The sequence below is a fragment of the Streptomyces sp. NPDC046727 genome (assembly GCF_040645635.1).
In the GTDB taxonomy this organism is placed as follows: Bacteria; Actinomycetota; Actinomycetes; order Streptomycetales; family Streptomycetaceae; genus Streptomyces.
Genome location: NZ_JBEYYR010000003.1, coordinates 347501 through 369022, shown reverse-complemented (window position 1 = coordinate 369022; position 21522 = coordinate 347501). Strand labels below are relative to the sequence as shown.

The window sequence follows — 21522 nt, the reverse complement described above, 5'->3', positions numbered from 1 at the left end:
TCCTGACGCCCACCGCGGCCGGCCGGCTCTTCTCCCGGCCGGCCGCGGTCGCGTCGTGCGTGGGTTTCGCCCTCATCGGCATGCTCCAGGCGCTCTACGGCCCGGCGGTACCGGGCCTGCGCGCCGAGTAGGGCCTGTCCCCGTCCGGGGCGGGTCTCGGTCTTCGCGCCGGTGCTCGCGACCGGGCTGCCCTGGCTCAACCGGGCGCTGCCGGGGGCGGCGGCGGTGAATCCCCGCTGTTCATGCAACCGTTTTCCCAACCCCCTTCAAAACTGGCGTTGTTGACGTGAGCATGGCCCTATGCGACCCATGGGACGACTCCTCGGCGCCCTCGCCGCCGGCCTGCTGGCCGCGACCGGGCTCACGGCCACCGCCGGTACGGCACAGGCCGCCGATTCAGGGAGCTTCAGTGTCTTGACGTACAACGTGGCCGGGCTGCCCGAGGGCCTCAGCTCCAGCCATCCGGCCACCAACACCCCGCTGATCTCACCGCGGCTGGCGGGCTACGACATCGTCAACGTCCAGGAGGACTTCAACTACCACGCGGCGCTCTACGCCGGCGACCACCACCCCTACCGCACGGCGACCAGCGGCGGCGCGGCCTTCGGAGACGGACTCAATACGCTGTCGGCCTTCCCGTTCGAGGACTTCGAGCGGGTGAAGTGGCACGACTGCACCGGCACCAACTGCCTCACCCCCAAGGGCTTCACCCTGGCCCGGGTACGGCTCGCCGAGGGCGTCTACGTCGACCTGTACAACCTGCACCCCAACGCCGACGACACCGACGACGCCCTCGCCGCCCGGCGCGCCAACATCGCGCAGCTGTCGGCCTTCATCCGGGCCAACTCGGCGGGCAACGCGGTGATCGTGATGGGCGACACCAACACCCGGTACACCCGCGCCGGCGACAACATCCGCACCCTCGCCGGCGACAACGGCCTGACCGACGCCTGGGTGCGGCTGGCCAAGGGCGGTACGGCCCCCGCGCAGGGCGCCGATCCGCTGCTGTGCCCGGCGTCCGCGCCGCCCGACGACTGCGAGGTGGTCGACAAGGTCCTCTACCGCGGCAGCACCCTGGTCTCCCTGACCGCGACCCGCTACCACGACGAGTGGGCGAAGTTCCTGGACGCGGCCGGCGGCAACCTCTCCGACCACTTCCCGCACACCGTCGACTTCTCGTACACGCTCAACCCGAAGCTCCGGGCGAGCGACTTCTTCGGCGGCCCGCACGGCACGGCCTTCAACGACGCCGACGACCTGCCGGCCGCGCCCGCCCCGCGCACCCTCACCCTGCGCGGCGGCGCCCGCCTGGACGGCGTGTCCCTCGTCCACGACGGCGGCACGGTCCTCGGCCACGGCGGCACGGGCGGTACGGCCGCCTCGCTCACCCTCGCCGCCGGGGAGCACCTCACCTCGGTGAAGCTCACCGAGGGCCAGAAGGACGGCCGTACCCGGATCTTCTCGGCCGCCTTCACCACCGACCGGGGCCGCACGCTGTCCGCGGGCACGCCGACCACCGACACCGCCACCTTCACGGCCCCGGCGGGCCGGCAGATCGTCGGCTTCACCGGCCGCTCCGGCGACGAGATCGACAAGCTGGGCGTGCTGTACGCGCCGATCGGCTGACCCCGCACGCCCACCTTCCTAGATGCCCTAGGATTGCCCCTAGGAATCCTAGGAGGTGGGCGTGTGGCCCGGGTGGGAATCACCGTCGAACGGCTGGTGGCAGCCGCCGCGGAGCTGGCCGACGAGGTCGGTTTCGACCAGGTCAGCGTCTCCGCGCTGGCCCGCCGCTTCGGCGTCAAGGACGCGAGCCTGTACTCGCACGTCCGCGGTCTCCAGGACCTGCGCACCCGGCTCGCGCTGCACGCGGGCGGCGAGCTGATCGACCGGATCGCCGCGGCCGTGGCCGGACGGGCGGGCAAGGAGGCGCTGGCCGCGTTCGCCGGCGCCTACCGCGCCTACGCCCTGGAGCACCCGGGCCGCTACGCGGCCACCCAGATCCGCATCGACCAGTCCCTGATCGCCGACTCCCCCGCACTGCGCCGCACCGCGGAGATCACCTACGGCATGCTGCGCGCGTACGGCCTGGAGGAACCCGATCTGACGGACGCGGTACGCCTGCTGCGCAGCACCTTCCACGGCTACTGCGTCCTGGAGGGCGCGGGCGGCTTCGGCGCGGACCGCGACGTAGGGGCCTCCTGGGACAAGGCGGTCGACGCCCTGCACCTCGCCCTCGCACACTGGCCCCGGGAGAAGAACAGCGATGACTGACCTGCCGCACCACGACGTCACGGGCAGCGGTCCCGTGCTGCTGCTCGTGCCGGGCGGGGCCGGGCACCCGATGGGCCTCGACCCGCTGACCGAGCGGCTCGCGACGCGGTTCACCGTGGTGACGTACGACCCGCTGGGCCTCGCGCACGGCCGACTCGGCCGACCGGTCCCCGAGCAGCGGCCGGCGGACTGGAGCGAGGGGGCGCGGCGGGTGCTGGAGGCGGTGCTGCCGGCGGGCGAGGCAGCGTATGTGTTCGGCACCAGCTCCGGGGGCATCGCGACCCTGGACCTGCTGGCCCGCCACCCCGGGCGGCTGGCGCACGTGGTCGCGCACGAGCCGCCGTGCGTGACGGTCCTGCCGGACGGGGAGGCGCTGCGGGCTGAGCTGATCGAGCAGCTCGACGGCCCCGGACGGCCGCCCGCGGAGGGCGAATCGGCGACCCCGACGGGCGTCTTCCTGGCCCGTGTCCTGCGCCCGTTCAGCAGCTACGTCCCCGCCGTCACCCCGCCCCCGGGCCGGCTGACGATCGCCGTCGGCGCCGACTCGCGCGGCCTGCTCCTGGACCGCACGGCCGAGGCCCTCGCGGAACGGCTGGGCAGTGCCCGCGCCGTGTTCCCGGGCGGGCATCTCGGCACACTGGATCACCCGGTGGAGTTCGCGGACCGGCTCACCGAGACGCTGCGTTCGAGCGCGCGGACGTCCGCGTAGGAGGGGGTCGTACCGCCCGGGGCACGGCCGGCCGCGATGTCGGCCACCGCGTCCAGGGCCGCGCCGAGCGCCCGCCGGTACAGCAGCGAGCCGAGGCTGACGCGACGCACACCGAGGCCGGCGAGACGGGCGAGCGTGGGTCCGGTCGGCGAGTAGAGGACGTTGAGCGGGGCGGCGGTGCGCCGGACGAGGGCCGCGATGCGCTCCGGGTCGGTCAGGCCCGGCACGAACACCCCGTCGGCGCCCGCCTCCTGGTAGGCGTCGAGCCGGCGCAGGGTGTCCCGCTCGTCACCGTCGCCCGACCAGTACGTGTCCGTACGGGCGTTGACGAACAGCTCCGGTACGGCCGCCTTCACGGCCGCGATCTTCGCCGCGTGCCGGCCGGCCGGGCCCAGGCCGTCCTCCAGGTTGACGCCGACGGCCCCGACGGCCCACAACTGCCGGGCCAGTGCGGCGACTTCGTCCGGATCGTCGCTGAAGCCGTCCTCGGCGTCGATCGAGAGCAGGTACGGCCCGGAGCCGAGGGTCAGCGCGAGGCGCACGGTGTCCTCGCGGGTCGCCGCCTCCCCGTCGGGCAGGCCGAGGGCCGCCGCCACGGCCAGGCTCGTCGTCGCGATCGCCGGGAAACCCCGGGCGGCGAGAGCGGCGGCCGAGGCATGGTCCCAGGCGTTGGGCAGCAGCAGCGGCTCGCCGGGGCGGTGATGGAGTGCGGCGAAGGAGGTCACGGCGGGCTCTGCGGTCATACGGCCATGCTGGACCCGGATCGTTTCGGCGCCCGTCGAACCATGGGGCGCGACCTGGCTACCGCGCCCGCTCGGCCGCGCTGCGCTCCACGCAGAACTCGTTGCCCTCGGGATCGGCGAGGACCACCCAGCCGGTGCCGTCGGAGTTGCGCCGGTCGTCCACCAGGGCGGCGCCGAGGGCGAGCAGCCGCTCGACCTCCTCGTCGCGGCCGCGGTCCTGGGGCTGGAGGTCGAGGTGGACCCGGTTCTTGGCGGTCTTGGCCTCGGGCACGGTGACGAAGAGCAGCCCCGCCCCCTCGATCAGGGCCTCCTCGTCACCCGGGTGGTCGTCCTCGCCCAGGGGTTGCTCCAGCACCTTGGACCAGAAGGTGGCCAGGGCGTGGGCGTCGGCGCTGTCGATGGTCACGTGCCGGATCATGGACGTCATGTGCGGGATTCTGCTGGACCGTCGGCGACGGGAGCAACACGCGGCAGCCCTGACGGCCCTGCGGATCGCCCGTCCGAAGCCGTGAACCGGAAGCCGGCCACCGGGCCCGCCGCCCACGTCACGCGCACCTCGTAGCCCGGGTCGGCGCCGTCGGCCTCCCGCACCGCCACCGACACCAGCTCGGTGAGGGGCAGGGGGTCCGGCTCCCCGGTGAGCCGGGCGAGCGCCACGAAGAGCGTGGGCCCGCCGTCCCCGGTCACCCCGGTCAGCTCCGCCGACAGGCCGGTGACCGGGGCGAGTTCGGCCCGTACGCCCTGCCCGGCCGGCCAGCCCGTCACCCGCACCGGCGTCCCGGGGGCCGCGCCCGCCACCAGATGGGCCCGCACCTCCACGGCGCCCCGGACGGCCACCAGACTGGTGACGGTGATCCCCTCGCGCACGGTGTGCCGGGAGGCGATCCACCCCTCGCCCGTGCCGAGCGGCTCGATCTCCGTACGGCCCGGGTCTCCGTCCACGATCACGCTGTTGTCGTACGACGGCACGGGCGCGGTGGCGGTCGAGTAGCCGAGGCGGGTGTAGTAGGGGTCGTAGCGGACGTCCTCGCTGCCGTGGTTGTGCAGCCGGACCAGGCCGTCCGAACGCGTCGTCTGGAGAAGCCAGTTGGGGACGGGCACGGGGTGTGCCGCGTCGGCGCGGTCGGCCGGGGCCGGTTCCTCCCGTGCCGTCCACACCTCGTGCCCGGGCGGCAGCAGCAGGCCGAGGAAGCCCTTGCTCGCCCAGTACGGGGAGGCCGGGCCGGAGTAGTTCTGCACGAGCGAGGTGTCGGCGCCCAGCCAGCCGAGCGGCAGCAGGCCCCGCTCGTCCACGGCGCCGCCGTCGAGGAAGTACCGCAGCGCGCCGGAGGCCAGCCGCCGCGTCTCGCCCGCCGGCAGCGGGGTGTGCCCGGTCAGGGCGCCGAGCCAGAGCGGTGCCGCCGTCGCGAAGCGGTACGTGAGGGAGCGGCCCTGGTGCAGGGGCGCGCCGTCGGCGCCGAAGAGACGGGCGTAGTCGCCGAGGTGGCGCGACAGCCGCCGGCCGTAGACGGCGAGCAGGTCGGTGTCGTCCGCGAGCCAGGCGTGCAGGACCGTGTACAGGTGCATGGCCCAGCCGTTGTAGTAGTCGAACTTCCGGCCGTCGCCGTCCGTGTACCAGCCGTCGCCGAGGTACCAGCCCTCGACCCGCGCGAGGCCGCGGTCGATCGCCTTGCGTGCCGTCTCCTCGCGGTGGCCGATCTCGGCGAGGAAGCCGCCGACGGTGACCGGGAACAGTTCCCAGTTGCACGGCCAGGGTTCGGCGGTGAGCGCGTCCGCCAGCCAGGCGGCGGTGCGCTGCCGTACGGCGTCGTCCAGGCGGTCCCACAGCAGCGGCCGGGTGAGCCGCAGGGCGAGCGCGATCGAGGCGGCCTCGACCAGCGGCTGGCTGTGGTCGGTGATCCGCGGCCAGACCCCGCCGGGCCCGGCCGCGAGCCCCTCGGCGTACCGGCCGAGCGCGGTCTCGTCCCGCCGGAAGGCGGCCAGCAGCAGTGTGCGGGCGTACCCTTCGAGGCCGTCGGAGAGCCGGCCCGAGTGGCTCACATGGTCGCCGGGCAGGTGGTAGAGGGCGCGGTCGGGGGTGGCGTACGGCTCGACGGCCGCGAGCAGGGCGTCGGCGGCGGCCTCCCAGTGGGCGCGGGTGTAGCCGGTGTACGGGCTCGACGCGCGGTCGTCGGCGGGCAGTTCGATCACGGCGGTGGCTGTCCTTCCTGGCAGAACCCGGGACGCCCCGGTTCCGGTCGGGGCGCCCCGGGAGTTCATCCCACCCGTACCTTGCCCTCGGGCACCAGATGCAGGGCGAGCAGTTCGTCGCGGACCAGCCCGGCGTAGAGGGTGGCGCCGTGCACGGAGGTGTGCGTGTTGTCGCGCTTCTCGTTGTACAGGTACACCGCCTTCGAGCCCTCCACACCGAGGGACTCCACCAGCGCCTTGGTCCGGGCGGTGAGGTCGATCAGCGGGACGTGCCCGGCGGCGGCGACGGAGCGGATGACGGCGGGGTGGTCGACGCCGAGCCCGTTGACCAGCAGGGCGGTGGTGTTGTTCAGGGTGCCGTCGGCGTTGAACCAGCGGCGCACGATCGGCGTGACGAGCACCGGCTCGCCGCCCTTCTCCCGCACGCCGGCCACGAGTGTCTCCAGGTTGGCGCGGTAGGTGGCCTCGTCGGTGGTCTTGTCGTTGTGGGCGAGCTGGACGAGGACCAGGTCGCCGGGCCGGATCAGCGGCTGGACGGTGCCCCACAGCCGGGCGTTCTGCAGATAGGTGACCGTGCTCTCGCCGGAGTCGGCGTGGTTGGCGACGGCGAGGCCCTTGCGCAGGTACTGCGGGAGCTGCTGGCCCCAGCCGGAGTAGGGGTCGGCGGGCTGGTCGCAGACCGTGGAGTCGCCGATGAGGATGATCCGGCGGGGGTGCCGCGCGGGGGTGACCCGGATGCCGGCGAGGGCGGGCGCGGAGCCGTCCAGCGCCAGGTCCAGGCCGGGAGTCCCGTCGGGTCCGGTCGGTTCGCCCTCGGGGGTGCGGACGTCGACGGTGAAGCTGCGGGTGACCTGCTCGCCGGCCGGGACGGCCGTCTCCGGGAGGAGCGAGCGCCGGGTCTCCCCGGTGACGCGCGTGCTGGACGCCGCCGCGCCGCCGAGCCGGACCGTCACGTCGTAGGTGCCCGGCGGGACGTCGAAGTGGCAGGCGCTCGCAGTGCAGTTCTCGATGCCGAGCGGCCGGCCGCCGTGGGCCTGGGCGGGGGTCGCCGTCAGTACGGCGCCCAGGGCGGCCGCCACCAGCGGGGCGGCTGTGACACGTCTCATGCGCGGCTCCTCCATCGGTCGTACCTCGGCCGACCCGAGACCGTACCCGTTCGGGCAAGCGCTTTCTAGGGTCATGCGCGATTTCGTGGAATTGCCAACTTGGAAGATGCGAAAGGCCTTTCGCCGACACGCTTCGCCTGCCACCCTGCCAACACCCGCACCCCCACGGCTTCCCAAGGAGGCACCCCATGTCCGGATCCGGGAGCAGGATGGTCCGACGCCGCACCGTGGTCCTCGGCTCCGCGGCTGCGACCGCCTCGGCCGCCCTCGCCGGCCCCCTCGCCCGCCCCGCTGCGGCGGCCGGTTTCGGCTGGAGCGACGACGGCTCGCACTACGTCGTAGACACCGGCGCGAACCTGGTCTTCAAGGTCAGCAAGACCAACGGCGACCTGACCTCACTGGTCTACAGGGGCACCGAGTACCAGGGCTACGGCGGCAAGAACTCGCACATCGAGTCCGGCCTCGGAAGCTCGTCGGTCAGCGTCAAGCAGTCCGGTTCGACGATCCTGATCTCCGTCGCGTACGGCACGCTGCGCCACTACTACGCGGCCCGCAGCGGCGAGAACAACGTCTACCTGTGGACGAACAAGGCCGACTCCTCGGTCAGCGCGACCCGCTACATCCTGCGCGTCAGGGCGGGCCTGTTCCTCAACGACGAACCGGACTCCTACACCTACACCACCAGCACCGTCGAGGCCTCGGACGTGTTCGCCAAGTCCGACGGCCAGACCCGCTCCAAGCACTACTCGAAGCTGCGGGTCATGGACTACGACTACGTCGGCTGGTCCACCGGCGGCGTCGGCCTGTGGATGGTGCGCAGCAACCACGAGAAGGCCTCCGGCGGCCCCTTCTACCGCTCGCTGCTGCGCCACCAGAGCGCCGACGGCGGCGGGCTGTACGAGATCCTGTACTACGGCGAGAACCAGACCGAGCCCGAGCGGTACGGCCTCCAGGGTCCGTACGTCATCGCGTTCACCGACGGCGGGGCGCCCTCGTCGTCGCTGTTCCCGGGCACGCTCACCACCTCGTGGGCGGACTCCCTCGGCATCTCCGGGTACGTCGGCGCGAGCGGCCGTGGTCGGGTCGCCGGTGTCGGCATCGCCGGACGCGACACCGCGTACCCGTACACCGTCGGGCTCGCCAACTCGGCGGCGCAGTACTGGGGTTCGGCGCGCTCCTCGGACGGCTGGTTCTCGATCGGCGGTGTGCTGCCGGGGACGTACACGCTGACCGTCCACAAGGGCGAGCTGGCCGTGTACACCACGTCGGTGACCGTGTCCGCCGGCGGCACGACCACCCTCAACACGATCACCGTCCCGTCCACCAACGACCCCAGCAACGCGAGCGTGATCTGGCGGATCGGCGACTGGAACGGCACGCCGAGCGGTTTCAAGAACGCCGGCCTGATGACGTACGCGCACCCCTCCGACGTCCGGGCCGCCTCCTGGACCGGCAACGTCGTGATCGGCAGCGGCGAGACGGCCGCCTTCCCGTGCTACCTCTGGAAGGACGTCAACAGCGGGATCATCGTCTACTTCAAGCTGACCGCCGCGCAGGCCGCCGCCGCGCACACCCTGCGGATCGGCGTGACCACGGCCTACGCCAACGGCCGGCCGCAGATCGCCGTGAACGGCTGGACGTCGTCGATCCCCTCGCCGCCCGCCCAGCCGAGCACCCGGTCGCTGACCGTCGGCTCGTACCGTGGCAACAACCACACCTTCACCTACAGCGTTCCGGCCGGCGCCTGGCTCACGGACACCAGTCAGTACAACCAGCTGAAGATCTACGTGGTCAGCGGCTCGGGAACGACGTCCTATCTCAGCGCGGGCACGTCGATCGACGCGATCGACCTGCTGGCCTGACCCCTCAGCCGACGGCGCGCTCGTCGAACTCCTTCCGTGCGGCCTGGATGGCGGCGAGGTTCGCCCGCGACCAGTCGGTGATGCCCTGCACCAGCCCGCCGACCTCCTGCCCCATGCCGGTCAGCCGGTACTCCACGCACGGGGGCACGGTCGGATGCACCGTGCGGACCAGCAGGCCCTCGCGCTCCAGCGCGCGCAGGGTCTGCGTCAGGACCTTCGGCGTCACGCCGTCCAGCCGGCGGCGCAGTTCGGCGAACCGCATGGGCCGGCCGTCCTCGAGTGCCACCAGCACCAGCATGGTCCACTTGCCGGCGATCAGCTCCAGGACGGCACGGGTGGGGCAGTCGCGCAGGAAGATCTCCACGCCGCCGTGTTCTCTCAGGTCGAAGCCGGTATCCATGAGGAGACTCGATATCAGACAAGTGCCTTCTTCCGTGCGGCCATCGCCCGGACCGACCATGGAACGCACCGCGATCCATCGACGAGGAGTCCCGATGTCCGCCCGTATGCACGCCATTGTCCAGTCCGCGTTCGGCGGTCCTGAGATGCTCACGTACACCGAGACCGAGGTGCCGGAGCCGGGCCCCGGAGAGGTGCTGCTGCGGGTCGCCGGTGCCGGGGTCAACCCGGGCGACACGGTGCTCCGGTCCGGCCGGGTACCGGAGCTGGTCCCCCTGCCGTGGACGCCGGGCAACGACGTGGCGGGTGTCGTGGAGCGGGTCGGGGCGGGCGTGACACGGTTCGTGCCGGGCGACCGGGTGTACGGCATGCTGGCCGTCGGCCGGCACGGCGCGTACGCCGAGTTCACCGCCGCCCCGGCCGAGGCGCTGGCCCTCGCGCCCCGGAACCTCGACCTGGCCCACGCGGGCGCCGTGCCGCTGGTCGCGGTCACGGCCTGGCAGGCGCTGGCCGTGCTGGCCCGGGTCCGGTCCGGCGACCGGGTCCTGATCCATGCGGCGGCGGGCGGCGTCGGTCATGTGGCGGTGCAGCTGGCCAAGGAGTTCGGCGCGCATGTCACCGGCACCGCGCGGGCGGCCAACCATGACCTCCTGCGCGGGCTGGGCGCCGACGAACTGATCGACCACACCACGACCGACTTCCGGACCGCCGTGGCTCCGGTGGACGTGGTCCTGGACCTGGTCGGCGGTGACTACGGGCCGCGGTCGCTGGACGTGCTCCGGCCGGGCGGCCTGCTCATCGGCGCGTCGATCGACCCGGGAACGGACGAGGCGCGGGCCGCCGCCCGTGGCCTGCGCTACACATGGGTCACGGCCGAGCCCTCCGGTGAGCTGCTGGAGCGGATCACCGAGCGCATCGAGGCGGGCCGGCTGCGGGTCTCGGTCCAGCACACCCGTCCGCTGGCCGAGGCCGCCGCGGCCCATCGCACCATCGAGGAGCGGCGCACCACCGGCAAGATCGTCCTGGTGCCGTGACCGGCGGTCAGCCGCCTCGTGTCCACTGCTGGTTGGTGCCTCCGTTGCAGGTGTAGGTGATGATCGCGGCGGAGTCGGCGGTGGACGCGCCGGACACGTCCAGGCACTCGCCGGTCGCCCGGGCCTTGAGGGTCACATAGGAACCGGACGCGGCGACCGACCACTGCTGGCCGGTGGCGCCGGTGCAGTTCTCCTGGGTGACGCCGGTCGGGTTCTCCTGAAGGCACAGGGAGCTGCCCCGGCCCACCAGCGCGGCGTAGCCGTTGCCGAGGTCCTTGAACCACCATTTCTGGTTGGCGCCGCCGTTGCACGTGTACTGGCTGACGGCGACGCCCTGCCACAGCGACTGGCTCGGCATGTCGGCGCACTTGGCGCTGTGCCGCGCGATCAGTGTGTTGTAGGCGGCACTCGTGCCGGTGACCGTCCCGGCTGTGGTGTCGACGGTGACCTCCGGGGACCAGGACATGCTCATCGAGGTGGAGGTCGGGAAGGTCAGCGGCAGCCAGACGTACCGGGAGTCGTCGACCGTGCCACCGAAGGAGTTGCCCCAGCGGTCGCCCAGGTACAGGTACGAGGTGCCCGAACCGCCCTGCACGGGAAGGACGTACGCGGTCTGGGAACCGTAGGCCGTGGAGTCGCCGACGTCGCTCCAGGAGGTCCAGGGGCCGGCGAGGGAGGTGGCGGTGGCGTACTGCTGCTGGTTGGGGTTCCAGCCGGTGGCGCCCGAGGTGAGCATGAAGTAGGCGCCGCCCCGCTTGAACAGTGCGGGGGCCTCGCGGTGGCCGCCGGGCCAGGGGTTGGCGATGAGGCTGTCGATGCCCGTGTAGTCGGCGGTGAGCCGGTAGATGTGCAGGTCGTGGTTCTCGTTGGCGGCGGAGACCATGTAGGCGGTGCCGTCGGTGTCGACGTACGTGGTGATGTCCCGGGACATGTACTGGCCGAGCGGGCGGAAGCTGCCCCGGTAGGTGTAGGTGCCGTCGACCGTGTCGGAGACGGCGACGGCGGCACGCGCCTGGCTGTAGTCGGTGCCGTTCTCCTTGTGCATCCACATCACGAACTTCCCCGTGGCCGCGTTGTAGATGACCTTGGGGCGTTCGATGTAGGCGGTGCCCAGTTCGGCGGCGGACGACTGGGTGAGGACGCGGGCGCGGAACTCCCAGTTCGTCAGGTCGGTGGAGCGGTAGGCGTCCACGGACCGGAAGGTGTTGTCGCTGTTGCGGTCCTCGCCGAACCAGTAGTAGTAGGAGCCGACTTTGATGACCCCGCCGCCGTGGGCGTGCACGGGATTTCCCGAAGTGTCCGTGAACTGAGTGCCGTTGGCTATCGTCCGCGGTGCCGCCTGGGCGGGGCCGGCCGTCGCCAGGGCGGCGGCGAGGGCACAGCACAGGGCCAGCAGGATCGCGTACACGCGTCTCATCTCACGCACTCTCCTTCACGGTGTCGGCGACCGGGACGCCGAAGTCGGGGGTGCCGTCGGGCTTCCAGCCGAGCTTCTGGATCCGGGTGTGCCGGTTGGGGTCGTACAGCGGGTCTCCGGTGATCTCCTTGTACTGGCGGGCGTGGTAGACGAGGACGTCGGTACGGCCGTCCTCGGCGACGGTGAAGCAGCTGTGGCCGGGACCGTACTGCTTCGTGGTGTCGTTGCTGGTGAAGACCGGGGTCCGGGACTTGGACCAGCTTGCCGCGTTCATGAGGTCGCTGTCGGCGTCGGCGGTGAGCAGGCCCATGCAGTAGTGGTGGTCGGTGGCGCTGGCCGAGTAGGTGAGGAAGACGCGGCCGTGGCGCTGGAGGACGTACGGGCCCTCGTTGACCTTGTAGCCGACGCACTCCCAGTCGAACTCGGGGGTGGACAGCCTGACTTGGGGGCCGGTGAGGGTCCAGGGACTGGCCATCCTCGATATCCACAGCGCGGTGTTGTTGTCCATGCCGGGCTCGTGCTGGGCCCAGACCAGGTAGCGGGTGCCGCGGTGCTTGAAGGTGGTGGCGTCCAGCGAGAAGGTCTCCCAGGCGGTCCTGATCTGCCCGCGCTCCACCCAAGTTCCCTGGAACGGATCGGGGTTGGCGTTCTCCAGCACCCAGATGCGGATCGCCCACACGTCCTCGGCCGGGGCGGAGGCGAAGTAGATGTACCACTTGCCGCCGATCCGGTGCAGCTCGGGCGCCCAGATGTGGGCGCCCATCGGACCGGTCGCATGCGCCCGCCAGATCACCGACTCGGCGGCCGTGGCGAGGCCGTTCAGGGTGCGGGCGCGGCGCAGGACGATGCGGTCGTACTCGGGGGCGGTCGCCGTGAAGTAGTAGAACCCGTCGGTGTGGCGGGTGATGTGCGGGTCGGCGCGCTGGAGGACCAGGGGGTTCACGTAGGGGGTCGCCTTCGGGGTGAGGGGGGCGGCCTGGGCCGTGGCGGGGGTGACGGCCAGGGCGCCGGCGGCGAGCGCGGCACCCTTGAGCACCACTCTGCGGCTGGGCGCTTCGGGCAGGTCGTGTTCGCGGCTCATACGGACTGCCTCTCGACGAGGGACAGGCATTCGTCATTTCGAACGCCATCTGCAATTCCGAACGCCGAAAAGGTAAGGGTGGGCCACAAGAGGGTCAATGGGTCACGCGAGAGGAGGGACACCCGAGGGGAAAGCCCTTTCCCTCCTCACCTGCCGGACACCCGGAACGCGAGCGTTCCGCTTCGACTAGCGTCAGGACATGACCAGCGACACCTCCCCCAGCCTCGCCGACGCCCTCGCCGCCGGGACGGTCGTGCTCGACGGCGGCATGTCCAACCAGCTGGAGTCGGCCGGGCACGATCTGAGCGACGAGCTGTGGTCAGCGCGGCTGCTCGCCGAGCGGCCCGAGGCGATCACCGAGGCCCACCTCGCCTACTTCCGCGCGGGCGCGAGCGTGGCGATCACGGCGAGCTACCAGGCCACCTTCGAGGGCTTCGCGAAGCGCGGCATCGACCACGAGGAGGCCGCGCGGCTGCTCGCGCTCAGCGTGGAGCTCGCCCGCACGGCGGCCCGGCAGGCGGCGGACGAGGGCAGCGCCCGGCCGCTGTGGGTGGCCGCGTCGGTCGGGCCGTACGGGGCGATGCTCGCGGACGGCTCCGAGTACCGGGGCCGGTACGGGCTGAGCGTGGCCGAGCTGGAGTCGTTCCACCGGCCCCGGATCGAGGTGCTGGCCGCCGCCGCGCCGGACGTCCTGGCCCTGGAGACCGTCCCGGACACCGACGAGGCCACCGCGCTGCTGCGGGCGGTGCGCGGGCTGGGGGTGCCGGCCTGGCTGTCGTACAGCGTCGACGGCCGACGGACCCGGGCCGGCCAGCCCCTGGAGGAGGCGTTCGCTCTCGCCGCCGACGCGGACGAGGTGGTCGCGGTCGGCGTGAACTGCTGTGCGCCGACGGACGTCGAGCCTGCCGTCGAGATCGCGGCCCGGGTCACCGGCAAGCCGGTCGTGGTCTACCCCAACAGCGGCGAGGGCTGGGACGCACGGGCCCGGGCCTGGAAGGGGGACACCACGTTCAGCACCGAGCAGGTGAAGGCCTGGCGGGACGCGGGTGCCCGGCTGATCGGGGGGTGCTGCCGGGTGGGGCCGGAGGCGATCGGGGCGATCGCGCGGGCGCTGGCGGCCTGATCCGGTTGCCGCCTTTGCTGCCGCTGGTCCCGTGAGCGGGAAGGGGTTGGCTGACCAGGAAGGGCCAGGTCATCCGGTACGACAACGAGGGCGGCGCCCCCGCCCTGGTGGCCCGTGTGCTCACCCCGGGCCACCGGCGGGTGCTGCTCCTCGGCGGCAGGCCGGACCAGATCACGGCCCAGGGCCGGGTGCGCGGCTGCCTCGGCGCCCATCGCGCCCGCGGCATCGGCCCGGCCCGGTGCTGCTGCACGGCGACTTCACCCGTGACTCCGGGTACCGGCTGACGCGGCAGGCGCTGGAGCGGCGGCTGGAGTTCACGGCCGTGGTGGCCGCCACCGACAGGGGCGCGGCGGGCGCGCCGGCCGCGCCGCACCAGGCCGGTCCGGACGTGCCGGGTGACGTGTCGCCGGCCGGGTACGACGCCATGCCGGTCGCGCGCGACCCGCGTCCGGCGCTGCCCACGGTGCACGCCCCTACGAGGAGCCAGGGCCGCGTGAGGCGCCCTGCCGGCGACCGAGCGGGACGCTCAGAAGATCCTCGCCCCGATCCGCCCGAGGATGGTGAAGGCGTGTGTGCCGTACACGGAGAAGACCGCAATGGCGGCGAGAGCGACAACGGCGAGCGGAGCGGCCCAGGTGAGACGGATCTTCATGCGAGCTGCTTTCCTTTCACGGGTTCCGGTTGGGTCATGTTTCCGACGGTCAGAACGGCGTCACAGCGGTCGCGGACCGCGTCGTTGTGGGTGGCGATGACGACGGCGCAGCCGTCCTCGCTCATCGTGCGCAGGATGTCGACGACCAGGGTGGTGTTGTCGTGGTCGAGCGCGCCGGTGGGCTCGTCGGCGAGGACGAGGGCGGGTTGCTTGACGATGAGGCGGGCCAGGGCGACGCGCTGCTGTTCGCCACCGCTGAGCCGGTGCACCTGCTCCTTCTCCCGGCCGGCCAGCCCGACGCGCTCCAGCGCGTCGGCGGCGGTCGGAGCGTTCGCCCTCTTCCGCCGTGGCTTCATGGCGACTTCCAGGTTGGCCGCGACGCTCGCGTTCTCGATCAGGGCGTAGTTCTGGAAGAGGTAGCCGAGGACGTCGCGCCGGTAGTGCCGGGCGGCGCGCGGGCCGAATTCCGTGATGTCCCGCCCCTCGTGGCGGATCGCGCCGGAGCTCGGGGTGTCGAGAAGGCCGAGGCAGTTGAGCAGCGTCGACTTGCCGGAGCCGCTCGGCCCGACCAGCGCCAGCAACTGGCCTCGCCGGACGGTGAAATCGAGGCCGGACCAGAGGGTACGCGGGCCGTAGGACTTGCGCAGGTTCTCTATCTCGATCACGAGGTGGCTCCGATGGGACGGTGGGGGGTCACGACTCTGCCGCCCCTTCCTTGACGATCCGACGGTGGAAGAAGGCCAGGGCCGCGAGCACCGCCACGATCTCGACGGCGACGAGTACGGCGTTGGCGCCGAGGTCGAGGCCGGTGATGTGGACGGGCTCGGCAGGCGGTTTGAGGCCGGTTCTCCGGTATTCCTCCAGCTCCTGGTTCTGCCACCACACCTGGAAGGGCACCCATACGGCGAGGAGGACGGCCAGCAGCCCCTCGACGCCCAGGAGCGCACGGTGCGTGGCCGTGAACCGCCAGCCGCTGATGTACCGGGCGAAGATGGCCTGGGCGTTCTTCCGGGAGTGGACGATGCAGACCCCGACTCCGGTGATGAGCAGGACCACCACCGCCACGGCCAGGTTGAACAACTGGAGCCGGAAGTCGGCGACGAGATCGCGGAGCTTGAGGGCCGCGTTCTGTCCGACCGGACTCATCCCGGTGACGTAGGTCTGCAGATGGTGCTCGGCGATCCCGTCCGTCACGTCGTCCGGGTTCTTGAAGACGAGGCTCTGCTGGGAGGCGTAGGCGACGTAGCCCCGGTTGCTCAGGGAGGGCGAGCCGTCGGGGAAGACGATGATCACCGGGTCGGTGACGAAGGACTCGTCCGCGTCCGGGTTGGTCATGGCCTGAAGCCGGCCCCGGGGGTTGTAGGTGAAGAGTCGCTGGCCGTCCTGGGCCTGGAGAGCCGTCACCCGCTCGGCGGGAATCGACTCCGGGTGGCTCGGGTTCAGCAGTTCCGGCACCGAGGCGGCCAGACGGTCGGTGTACCGGGCCAGGTCCGCGGGGACCAGCAGCCTCACCTGGGTGCCGTGGGCCGTGGTCGGGGGGATGCGCCGCCCCTCGGCGTCGCGCACGGACTGTGCGGCGAGATAGGACTCGTTGACGATCAGCAGATCGCGGTCCGGAAAGCCGGCCAGGTCGCCCAGATGCCGGAACCTCCGGTGTCCGGCGACGATGATCTGCCCATCCCCGTCGGCCTTGCGGAGCCAGCCGCCCACCTTCTCGTCCAGGACTTCGAAGGCGCCCTCGCTCGCCGTGCTGCCGTTGAGGGCGATCGCGGTCGTGTCGCCGATCTTCCGGTACGTCTCGATGCTGGTTTCCCGGCTCGCGATGTTCTGTCCGGCCAGGACGACGTTGCCGGCGATGCTCACCGCCAGCAGGAGCGCGGGGATCCGTACCAGATAGGTGCTCATCGCGGCGGTCCGGGCGGGGAGTTCGCCCTTCAGCGCGCGCAACAGTCCGGTCTGGGAGGTCAGCTGGAGCGTGATCGCGTGCACGGCGAGAGAGACGAGACCGAGGACGGCGGCGATGCCCAGGGCGACGAGGGCGAAGACGCCGATCCAGGCCAGTCCGTTGTAGAGGCCGAGCAGCAGCAGGACCAGGGCGGTCACCCCGCCGAAGGCCGCCGCCCAGAAGGTGGCCAGTTGCCGCAGGTCCCGCAGCAGTATCTGCCCGAACGACTTGCCCTGGAGGCGCTGCACTCCGTATCCCTTGGCGCTGAGCATGACGCCGGCGCCCGTCATCGTCACGACGGCGAGGGTGACGACGAAGAAGGAGCGGAGCAGAGCGCTGTCGGAGTAGGCCGGGGTCAGCTGTCCGAACGAGTAGGGGTGGTAGGCCGTTGCCTCGAACCCGAGGTCGGTGAACGTCCGGACCAGCTCGTCCACGTCCCGGTCCGAGCCGAACACGTAGTAGTAGCCACGTGGGTCGCGGTTGCCGAGCTCGGCGACGGGGTGCACATCGGTGCGGTAGTCGCGGTCGAAGGCGGGGTAGCCGTCGCGCAGCCAGTCGGAATGGGGTCCGCCGGGGGCCAGGTAGAGGTGCCGCCGGCTGTACGGCTCCTTGAGATCGGGGGCCTCGCGCGCGACCGTCGCCCTGTGGGACTGGGCGAACTCGGTCATGACACGGGTGACGTGCGTCCCGGTGGTCGTTCCCTTGGTGTCCGTCACCCAGACGACGGCCGTGTGCCCCATGACCCAGCGTCCGTCGAGGTCTCGGAGGAACAGGAAGGAGAGCACTGCGGAGAACGCCAGTACGGCGGCGTGAACGAACTTGATACTTCGGTGCAGCATCGACGACCCAGATCGGGGAGCGCAGCTCCGGGAGGGCAGAACAGGCGGGAAGTGGACCGCCCGCGGGGAGACATGGCATTCTCCCCGCGGGCGGAGGCGCTCACCTCGCCACGAGGGACAGGGGCTCACCGGCCCCTATGCGTCAGCAGCTGGTGCTGTAGTACGCCTTGTTGCCGTACAGCGCAGCGTCGGCCTGGGTGATGGTCCAGTTGCCGGCGCTCGCCTCGTCGGTGTCGATGTACTTACCGACGGAGGTCGAGCCGTGGCAGCGGCTCGACAGGTAGTAGTCCGACCACACGTACGAGGTGCCGGCGCCGTGGTCCCAGGTGCCACCCTCCGCGGGGTAGGAGATCGTCGCCAGCGCCGGAGTGGCACCGGCGATGACGAGGGCACCGGCGACTATCGCGACCTTCAGGCTGCGCTTGGTCTTCACAGGGATCTTCCTTCTCTCCATGACATGATCTCGCCTTTGGCTTGATTTAGGCCTTGTTTGGCTTGATCTCGATCTTGATCGGGCCAGACTCTTTCAAGATCGTAAAAGCATGTCAAGTTTTCAGCCATGGAACGGACTTGAGGCTCAAAAGGTACTTGCACACGCCACCAGCCCACACATCTGACAGATCGTGACAAGCGGTGAGCGCCGGCCGCCCGGCGTGAGATGTGTACGTCGGGGCGGGAGCCTTCAGCGGCGCCGGGCCACCGTCGAGCGCCGCAGACGCCGTACCGCCGCCGCCAGCTCGGCTCCCGGCGCCCGGACCCCGGAGGCGGCGCCGGGCTCCGAGAGGGTGCGGGCAGTCGACCACAGGTCGATCGCCCCGTCCCGCGGACCGTGTGCGGTATGCGGTTCGCCCTCGCCGAAGATCCGCACCGGATGCGAGCCGTCCCATGCCGGCCACCCGGGATCCCCGGTCGTCGCGAACCGCACCCACGCGCTGTGCATCGCGTCGCACAGCTCCTGCGGGGCGCTCTCGCCGGCCAGCTTCTTCGACTCGGGGGCGTCCCCGGTGGCGAAGACGAAGCCCAGTTCCAGGGCGTGGCAGGCGCCGAGGTCGGGGAGGCGGGACGGCCACGCGAACTCGTACAGGTACGAGGTGCCGGGGCGGGCGTCGGCGAGCCGGTGCAGCGGCACCCGCAGCAGGTGGTCGGTGACCATCTGGCCGACGATCTCGGCGGCTCCGGCGTCGGGGTGCAGGGCGCGGTAGCCGCGCGGCACCTCATGGCCGGCGTGGCAGCGGGCCATGGCCCCGGCCAGGGCGACGGCGCCCAGCCGGTCGACGCGCTCCAGCAGCCCGCCGGGCACCAGCCACAGCCGGTACTCGTCCGAGGTCCAGCCCATGAGCAGCTCGACGTCCCGGGCGGCGGCGCCCTCGGTCAGCGCCTTCAGCGGGTCGCGGGGCACCAGGTCGCCGTCCACGACGATGCCGAACGCGGGCCCGCCCAGCACCGGGCTGCTGAGCCGGCCGACCTCGCCCTGGGTGCGCAGCAGCAGGTCGCGGTCGACGGCGGCGAACGCCTCGGCGGTGGCGGGGACCTTGAGCCGGGCGGCCATCCGGCGGACCATCCGCCGTACCTTCTCGCGCTGGGACACCTCCGGCGGGCCGCTCTGCAGCACCGCACGCCGGATCAGGCCCTGCGTCTGCGGCGCGGCGAGCAGGACGCCGGCGCTGATGGCGCCCGCCGACTGGCCGCACAGGGTGATCCGGCCGGGGTCCCCGCCGAAGTCCTCGATCGTGTCGCACACCCAGCGCAGGGCGGCGAGCTGGTCACGCAGACCGGGGTTCGGGGGCGCGTCCGGGAACAGGCCATAGCCCTCCACGCCCAGCCGGTAGTTGACCGAGACGCAGACGACTCCGTCACGTGCGAAGGAGCTGCCGTCGTACACCGGCACGGCCGAGGAGCCCCTGGTCAGAGCGCCGCCGTGCAGCCAGACCAGCACCGGGAGCCGCGCGCCGGGCCCCGGCTCGGGGGTCCATACATTGAGGTTGAGGCAGTCGTCGCCGGGGATGACGGGGTCGGACAGGTACTGGGCGAACGCCTCGGAGTACGGCGGTTTCGGCGCGGTCGGCCCGAAGGCGCCGGCGTCGCGCACCCCGTCCCAGGGCTCGGGCGGCTCGGGCGGGCGGAACCGCAGGGGGCCGAAGGGCGGGGCGGCGTAGGGGATGCCCCGGAAGACCGCGATCCCCCGCTCGTACCGGCCGCGTACGGCGCCGTGGGGCGTGCTGACCACGGGACCCGTCCGGTCTGCCGTCATCGCCCACCAGCCCTTCGCCGCGCTTCCGCACCGGCACCCGCACGGCGGCGCGGTGCACCGTTCCCATCAGAGCACCACAGGGCGCCGGGGTATTCCGGTGCGAGGGCCGGGCGCTGGGCCGTTCGGCGTACTCCGGCCACAAGCGGCCACGCGCTCGCTCTCCTTGCCTGACCCGCCCTGTTCGGCGGTTTCGAAACTCCCGGTCGGTGCCATCCCGGGAATTCCTCCGTCTTCCCGCCGTGTTGAGGCGCATCTATCGTAGGAAGCGCTTTCTGTGCGGCTGGTGCGCAGGCCGCGGAGGCAGCGTTGGTCGCAACTTTCGATGACCCACGGGCGGGTCGGAGAGGTGGTTCCCCATGGTCCGTGCGGGGAGTGCGAGCGTGGCCGCCGGGCCGACGCTGGCGGTGGTGGCCCGCGAGGCGGGCGTGTCCGTGCCGACCGCGTCCAAGGTGGTCAACGGCCGCGAGGACGTGGCACCGGAGACCCGCCGCCGGGTGACCGAGGCGCTCGACCGGCTCGGCTATGTGCGCCGGCCCCGCTTCGACTCGGCCAAGGCGCCGCGTCTGGTGGACCTGGTGCTGCACTCGCTGGAGAGTTCCCGGTCGGGTGCGGTGCTGCACGGGGTGGAGGCGGCGGCGTACGAGGCGGGCCTGGAGGTGGTGGTCTCGGCCGGGCCGAACCGGACCCGCGGCGCCCGGCCGGAGCACGGCTGGCTGGACAAGCTGACCACACGCGGCTCCTCGGGGGTGCTGTTCGACGTGGCGGAGCTGTCCGCGTCGCAAAACGCCTGGCTGAACCACCACCGCATCCCGTACGTGCTCATCGACCCCGCGCACGAGCCGCCGGCCGGGGTGGTGTCGGTCGGCGCGGCCGACTGGCAGGGCGGGGTCAGCGCGACCGAGCATCTGCTGGGGCTCGGCCACGAGCGGATCGCGGTGATCGCCGGGCACCGGTGCACGCCGGCCGGTGGCGCCCGGGTGGCCGGCTACCGCTCGGCGCTCGCCTCGGCGGGCGTACGGCACCGCGCCGAGTACGTGCGGCACGCGGGCTTCGACGAGACCACCGCCCGGCTGCGCATGCACGAACTGCTGGACCTGCCCGAGCCGCCCACGGCGGTGTTCGTGTGCTCGGACCGGCTGGCGCTCGGTGTGTACGCGGCCCTGGCCGAACGGGAGTTGCGGGTGCCGGACGACATGAGCGTGGTCGGCTTCGACGACCTGCCCGAGGCGCGCTGGGTCGCCCCGGCGCTGACCACCGTCCGCCAGCCGCTCGCGGAGATGGCGGCGACGGCACTCCGGCTGCTGGTCCGGATGATGCACGGCGACCGCCCCGAGGGCACCCGCACCGAGCTGTCGACCCGGCTGGTACGTCGAGCGAGCACGGCCCCACCGGCCAACTGCGTGACGTCGGCGGCTCGTTCGGAGGCGGAACGGTGACTCCGCCCCGGTGAGGTTCGTTCGCCGGGCATGAAGCACACCACGCGCATCGCCGGGGCCCTCACCGTGGCCGCAGTCGCCCTGGTCACCGCCTACGGCACGGCACACGCCGCCTGCCACACCCTCGCTCCCGGACAGCAGCGCGCCACGGTCGCCGGGCCGGCCGACGAGCACGACCCGAAGGAGGACGTCGAGGTCGACGAGAACGGCCGCCCCGACCTCACGGAGGACTGAGCCCCAGGGGGCGAGAGGGCGGCGGCCGGGCACCACCCGCACGGGGTGCCCGGCCGCCGCCCTCTCCGATGACCGCTCAGTCCTGCCCGACCCGGCTGGGGGCACCGACAGGGGCACTCCCCTCCGTCCCGGCCGCCGGCGAGGAGCCCTCCTTGCCCCGACCGGGGGCACCGACGGGGGAAGTCCCCTCCGCCCCGCCCGACGGCGACGAGCCCGAACCCTGCCCT

21 protein-coding genes and 2 pseudogenes are annotated in these 21522 nt (G+C 72.2%); 11 read left to right on the top strand and 12 right to left on the bottom strand.

Annotated elements, in window-relative coordinates; translation table 11 throughout:
* Window positions 1-2: 2 nt before the first annotated feature.
* From ABZ937_RS05705 to ABZ937_RS05690, 4 genes and pseudogenes are all read left to right on the top strand, one after another.
* Window positions 3-128, top strand: a pseudogene (locus ABZ937_RS05705) (MFS transporter); the annotation flags it as partial.
* A gap of 181 nt (window positions 129-309) precedes the next feature.
* Entirely contained in the window at window positions 310-1626 is a 1317-nt protein-coding gene (locus ABZ937_RS05700; protein ID WP_361686132.1) for a jacalin-like lectin, read from the top strand.
* Between the two features lie 63 nt (window positions 1627-1689).
* The gene (locus ABZ937_RS05695; protein WP_361686016.1) at window positions 1690-2274 is read left to right on the top strand and encodes a WHG domain-containing protein; all 585 of its coding nucleotides are present in this window, start codon (window positions 1690-1692) and stop codon (window positions 2272-2274) included.
* Entirely contained in the window at window positions 2267-2983 is a 717-nt protein-coding gene (locus tag ABZ937_RS05690; protein WP_361686014.1) for an alpha/beta hydrolase, read from the top strand. Before ABZ937_RS05695 ends, ABZ937_RS05690 begins: the two co-directional genes overlap by 8 nt.
* Here the strand turns inward: ABZ937_RS05690 and ABZ937_RS05685 are convergent.
* The 4 genes from ABZ937_RS05685 to ABZ937_RS05670 form a co-directional block, all read right to left on the bottom strand.
* Entirely contained in the window at window positions 2917-3726 is an 810-nt protein-coding gene (locus ABZ937_RS05685; RefSeq protein ID WP_361686013.1) for an isocitrate lyase/phosphoenolpyruvate mutase family protein, read from the bottom strand. The genes ABZ937_RS05690 and ABZ937_RS05685 overlap by 67 nt on opposite strands.
* Before the next feature lie 58 nt (window positions 3727-3784).
* A complete protein-coding gene (locus ABZ937_RS05680; RefSeq protein WP_361686011.1) occupies window positions 3785-4153 on the bottom strand; it encodes a VOC family protein in 369 nt (122 codons plus the stop codon).
* Window positions 4150-5913 carry a DUF2264 domain-containing protein gene (locus tag ABZ937_RS05675; RefSeq protein WP_361686130.1) on the bottom strand — a complete coding sequence of 588 codons (1764 nt, stop codon included), beginning with the start codon at window positions 5911-5913 and terminating at the stop codon, window positions 4150-4152. Before ABZ937_RS05675 ends, ABZ937_RS05680 begins: the two co-directional genes overlap by 4 nt.
* Window positions 5914-5981: 68 nt before the next feature.
* Window positions 5982-7022 carry a rhamnogalacturonan acetylesterase gene (locus ABZ937_RS05670; RefSeq protein ID WP_361686009.1) on the bottom strand — a complete coding sequence of 347 codons (1041 nt, stop codon included), beginning with the start codon at window positions 7020-7022 and terminating at the stop codon, window positions 5982-5984.
* A 188-nt stretch (window positions 7023-7210) separates the two neighbouring features.
* Between ABZ937_RS05670 and ABZ937_RS05665 the strand changes: the two genes are divergently transcribed.
* Complete coding sequence (locus ABZ937_RS05665) at window positions 7211-8884, top strand: rhamnogalacturonan lyase B N-terminal domain-containing protein (protein ID WP_361686007.1); 1674 nt, start codon at window positions 7211-7213, stop codon at window positions 8882-8884.
* Window positions 8885-8888: 4 nt separating this feature from the next.
* Here the strand turns inward: ABZ937_RS05665 and ABZ937_RS05660 are convergent, their stop codons facing one another.
* Window positions 8889-9284, bottom strand: coding sequence for a helix-turn-helix domain-containing protein (locus ABZ937_RS05660; protein ID WP_361686005.1), 396 nt, complete (start codon window positions 9282-9284; stop codon window positions 8889-8891).
* Between the two features lie 94 nt (window positions 9285-9378).
* Between ABZ937_RS05660 and ABZ937_RS05655 the strand changes: the two genes are divergently transcribed.
* On the top strand, window positions 9379-10317 hold the full coding sequence (locus tag ABZ937_RS05655) for an NADP-dependent oxidoreductase (protein WP_361686003.1): 939 nt from the start codon (window positions 9379-9381) through the stop codon (window positions 10315-10317).
* Window positions 10318-10324: 7 nt separating this feature from the next.
* On the opposite strand, the gene ABZ937_RS05650 is transcribed toward ABZ937_RS05655, so the two are convergent.
* Together ABZ937_RS05650 and ABZ937_RS05645 are read right to left on the bottom strand one after the other, a co-directional pair.
* Window positions 10325-11734 carry an RICIN domain-containing protein gene (locus ABZ937_RS05650; protein WP_361686001.1) on the bottom strand — a complete coding sequence of 470 codons (1410 nt, stop codon included), beginning with the start codon at window positions 11732-11734 and terminating at the stop codon, window positions 10325-10327.
* A 1-nt stretch (window position 11735) separates the two neighbouring features.
* Window positions 11736-12815, bottom strand: coding sequence for a glycoside hydrolase family 43 protein (locus ABZ937_RS05645; RefSeq protein WP_361685999.1), 1080 nt, complete (start codon window positions 12813-12815; stop codon window positions 11736-11738).
* A 199-nt stretch (window positions 12816-13014) separates the two neighbouring features.
* Between ABZ937_RS05645 and mmuM the strand changes: the two genes are divergently transcribed.
* From mmuM to ABZ937_RS05630, 3 genes and pseudogenes are all read left to right on the top strand, one after another.
* Window positions 13015-13938, top strand: a complete 924-nt coding sequence (gene mmuM / locus ABZ937_RS05640; RefSeq protein WP_361685997.1) for a homocysteine S-methyltransferase — start codon at window positions 13015-13017, stop codon at window positions 13936-13938.
* A gap of 116 nt (window positions 13939-14054) precedes the next feature.
* Window positions 14055-14222: a hypothetical protein gene (locus tag ABZ937_RS05635; protein ID WP_361685995.1), complete on the top strand. Its 168-nt coding sequence runs from the start codon at window positions 14055-14057 to the stop codon at window positions 14220-14222.
* Window positions 14177-14371, top strand: a pseudogene (locus tag ABZ937_RS05630) (LacI family transcriptional regulator); the annotation flags it as partial. The gene ABZ937_RS05635 and the pseudogene ABZ937_RS05630, both read left to right, overlap by 46 nt.
* Before the next feature lie 93 nt (window positions 14372-14464).
* On the opposite strand, the gene ABZ937_RS05625 reads toward ABZ937_RS05630, so the two are convergent.
* The 5 genes from ABZ937_RS05625 to ABZ937_RS05605 all read right to left on the bottom strand — a co-directional run bounded on the left by ABZ937_RS05625 (window position 14465) and on the right by ABZ937_RS05605 (window position 19625).
* A complete protein-coding gene (locus ABZ937_RS05625; RefSeq protein WP_361685993.1) occupies window positions 14465-14590 on the bottom strand; it encodes a hypothetical protein in 126 nt (41 codons plus the stop codon).
* Window positions 14587-15255, bottom strand: coding sequence for an ABC transporter ATP-binding protein (locus tag ABZ937_RS05620; protein ID WP_361685991.1), 669 nt, complete (start codon window positions 15253-15255; stop codon window positions 14587-14589). Before ABZ937_RS05620 ends, ABZ937_RS05625 begins: the two co-directional genes overlap by 4 nt.
* A gap of 28 nt (window positions 15256-15283) precedes the next feature.
* Window positions 15284-17374, bottom strand: coding sequence for a hypothetical protein (locus ABZ937_RS05615; protein ID WP_361685989.1), 2091 nt, complete (start codon window positions 17372-17374; stop codon window positions 15284-15286).
* Between the two features lie 142 nt (window positions 17375-17516).
* A complete protein-coding gene (locus tag ABZ937_RS05610) occupies window positions 17517-17807 on the bottom strand; it encodes a lactococcin 972 family bacteriocin (protein WP_361685987.1) in 291 nt (96 codons plus the stop codon).
* Window positions 17808-18056: 249 nt separating this feature from the next.
* Entirely contained in the window at window positions 18057-19625 is a 1569-nt protein-coding gene (locus ABZ937_RS05605; protein WP_361685985.1) for a carboxylesterase family protein, read from the bottom strand.
* Between the two features lie 356 nt (window positions 19626-19981).
* On the opposite strand from ABZ937_RS05605, the gene ABZ937_RS05600 reads away from it, so the two are divergent.
* Both ABZ937_RS05600 and ABZ937_RS05595 read left to right on the top strand, forming a co-directional pair.
* Window positions 19982-21061 (top strand): substrate-binding domain-containing protein, encoded by a 1080-nt coding sequence (locus ABZ937_RS05600; RefSeq protein WP_361685983.1) that lies wholly within the window; start codon window positions 19982-19984, stop codon window positions 21059-21061.
* Window positions 21062-21091: 30 nt separating this feature from the next.
* The gene (locus ABZ937_RS05595) at window positions 21092-21295 is read left to right on the top strand and encodes a hypothetical protein (RefSeq protein WP_361685981.1); all 204 of its coding nucleotides are present in this window, start codon (window positions 21092-21094) and stop codon (window positions 21293-21295) included.
* Window positions 21296-21522 lie beyond the last annotated feature (227 nt).

Bases quoted from the DNA above. Each gene is read 5' to 3' on its own strand.
- ABZ937_RS05700 (WP_361686132.1), top strand. From the start codon at position 310: ATGGGACGACTCCTCGGCGCCCTCGCCGCCGGCCTGCTGGCCGCGACC.
- ABZ937_RS05690 (WP_361686014.1), top strand. From the start codon at position 2,267: ATGACTGACCTGCCGCACCACGACGTCACGGGCAGCGGTCCCGTGCTG.
- ABZ937_RS05685 (WP_361686013.1), bottom strand. From the start codon at position 3,726: ATGACCGCAGAGCCCGCCGTGACCTCCTTCGCCGCACTCCATCACCGC.
- ABZ937_RS05680 (WP_361686011.1), bottom strand. From the start codon at position 4,153: ATGACGTCCATGATCCGGCACGTGACCATCGACAGCGCCGACGCCCAC.
- ABZ937_RS05670 (WP_361686009.1), bottom strand. From the start codon at position 7,022: ATGAGACGTGTCACAGCCGCCCCGCTGGTGGCGGCCGCCCTGGGCGCC.
- ABZ937_RS05665 (WP_361686007.1), top strand. From the start codon at position 7,211: ATGTCCGGATCCGGGAGCAGGATGGTCCGACGCCGCACCGTGGTCCTC.
- ABZ937_RS05660 (WP_361686005.1), bottom strand. From the start codon at position 9,284: ATGGATACCGGCTTCGACCTGAGAGAACACGGCGGCGTGGAGATCTTC.
- ABZ937_RS05655 (WP_361686003.1), top strand. From the start codon at position 9,379: ATGTCCGCCCGTATGCACGCCATTGTCCAGTCCGCGTTCGGCGGTCCT.
- ABZ937_RS05650 (WP_361686001.1), bottom strand. From the start codon at position 11,734: ATGAGACGCGTGTACGCGATCCTGCTGGCCCTGTGCTGTGCCCTCGCC.
- ABZ937_RS05645 (WP_361685999.1), bottom strand. From the start codon at position 12,815: ATGAGCCGCGAACACGACCTGCCCGAAGCGCCCAGCCGCAGAGTGGTG.
- mmuM (WP_361685997.1), top strand. From the start codon at position 13,015: ATGACCAGCGACACCTCCCCCAGCCTCGCCGACGCCCTCGCCGCCGGG.
- ABZ937_RS05625 (WP_361685993.1), bottom strand. From the start codon at position 14,590: ATGAAGATCCGTCTCACCTGGGCCGCTCCGCTCGCCGTTGTCGCTCTC.
- ABZ937_RS05615 (WP_361685989.1), bottom strand. From the start codon at position 17,374: ATGCTGCACCGAAGTATCAAGTTCGTTCACGCCGCCGTACTGGCGTTC.
- ABZ937_RS05605 (WP_361685985.1), bottom strand. From the start codon at position 19,625: ATGACGGCAGACCGGACGGGTCCCGTGGTCAGCACGCCCCACGGCGCC.
- ABZ937_RS05600 (WP_361685983.1), top strand. From the start codon at position 19,982: ATGGTCCGTGCGGGGAGTGCGAGCGTGGCCGCCGGGCCGACGCTGGCG.
- ABZ937_RS05595 (WP_361685981.1), top strand. From the start codon at position 21,092: ATGAAGCACACCACGCGCATCGCCGGGGCCCTCACCGTGGCCGCAGTC.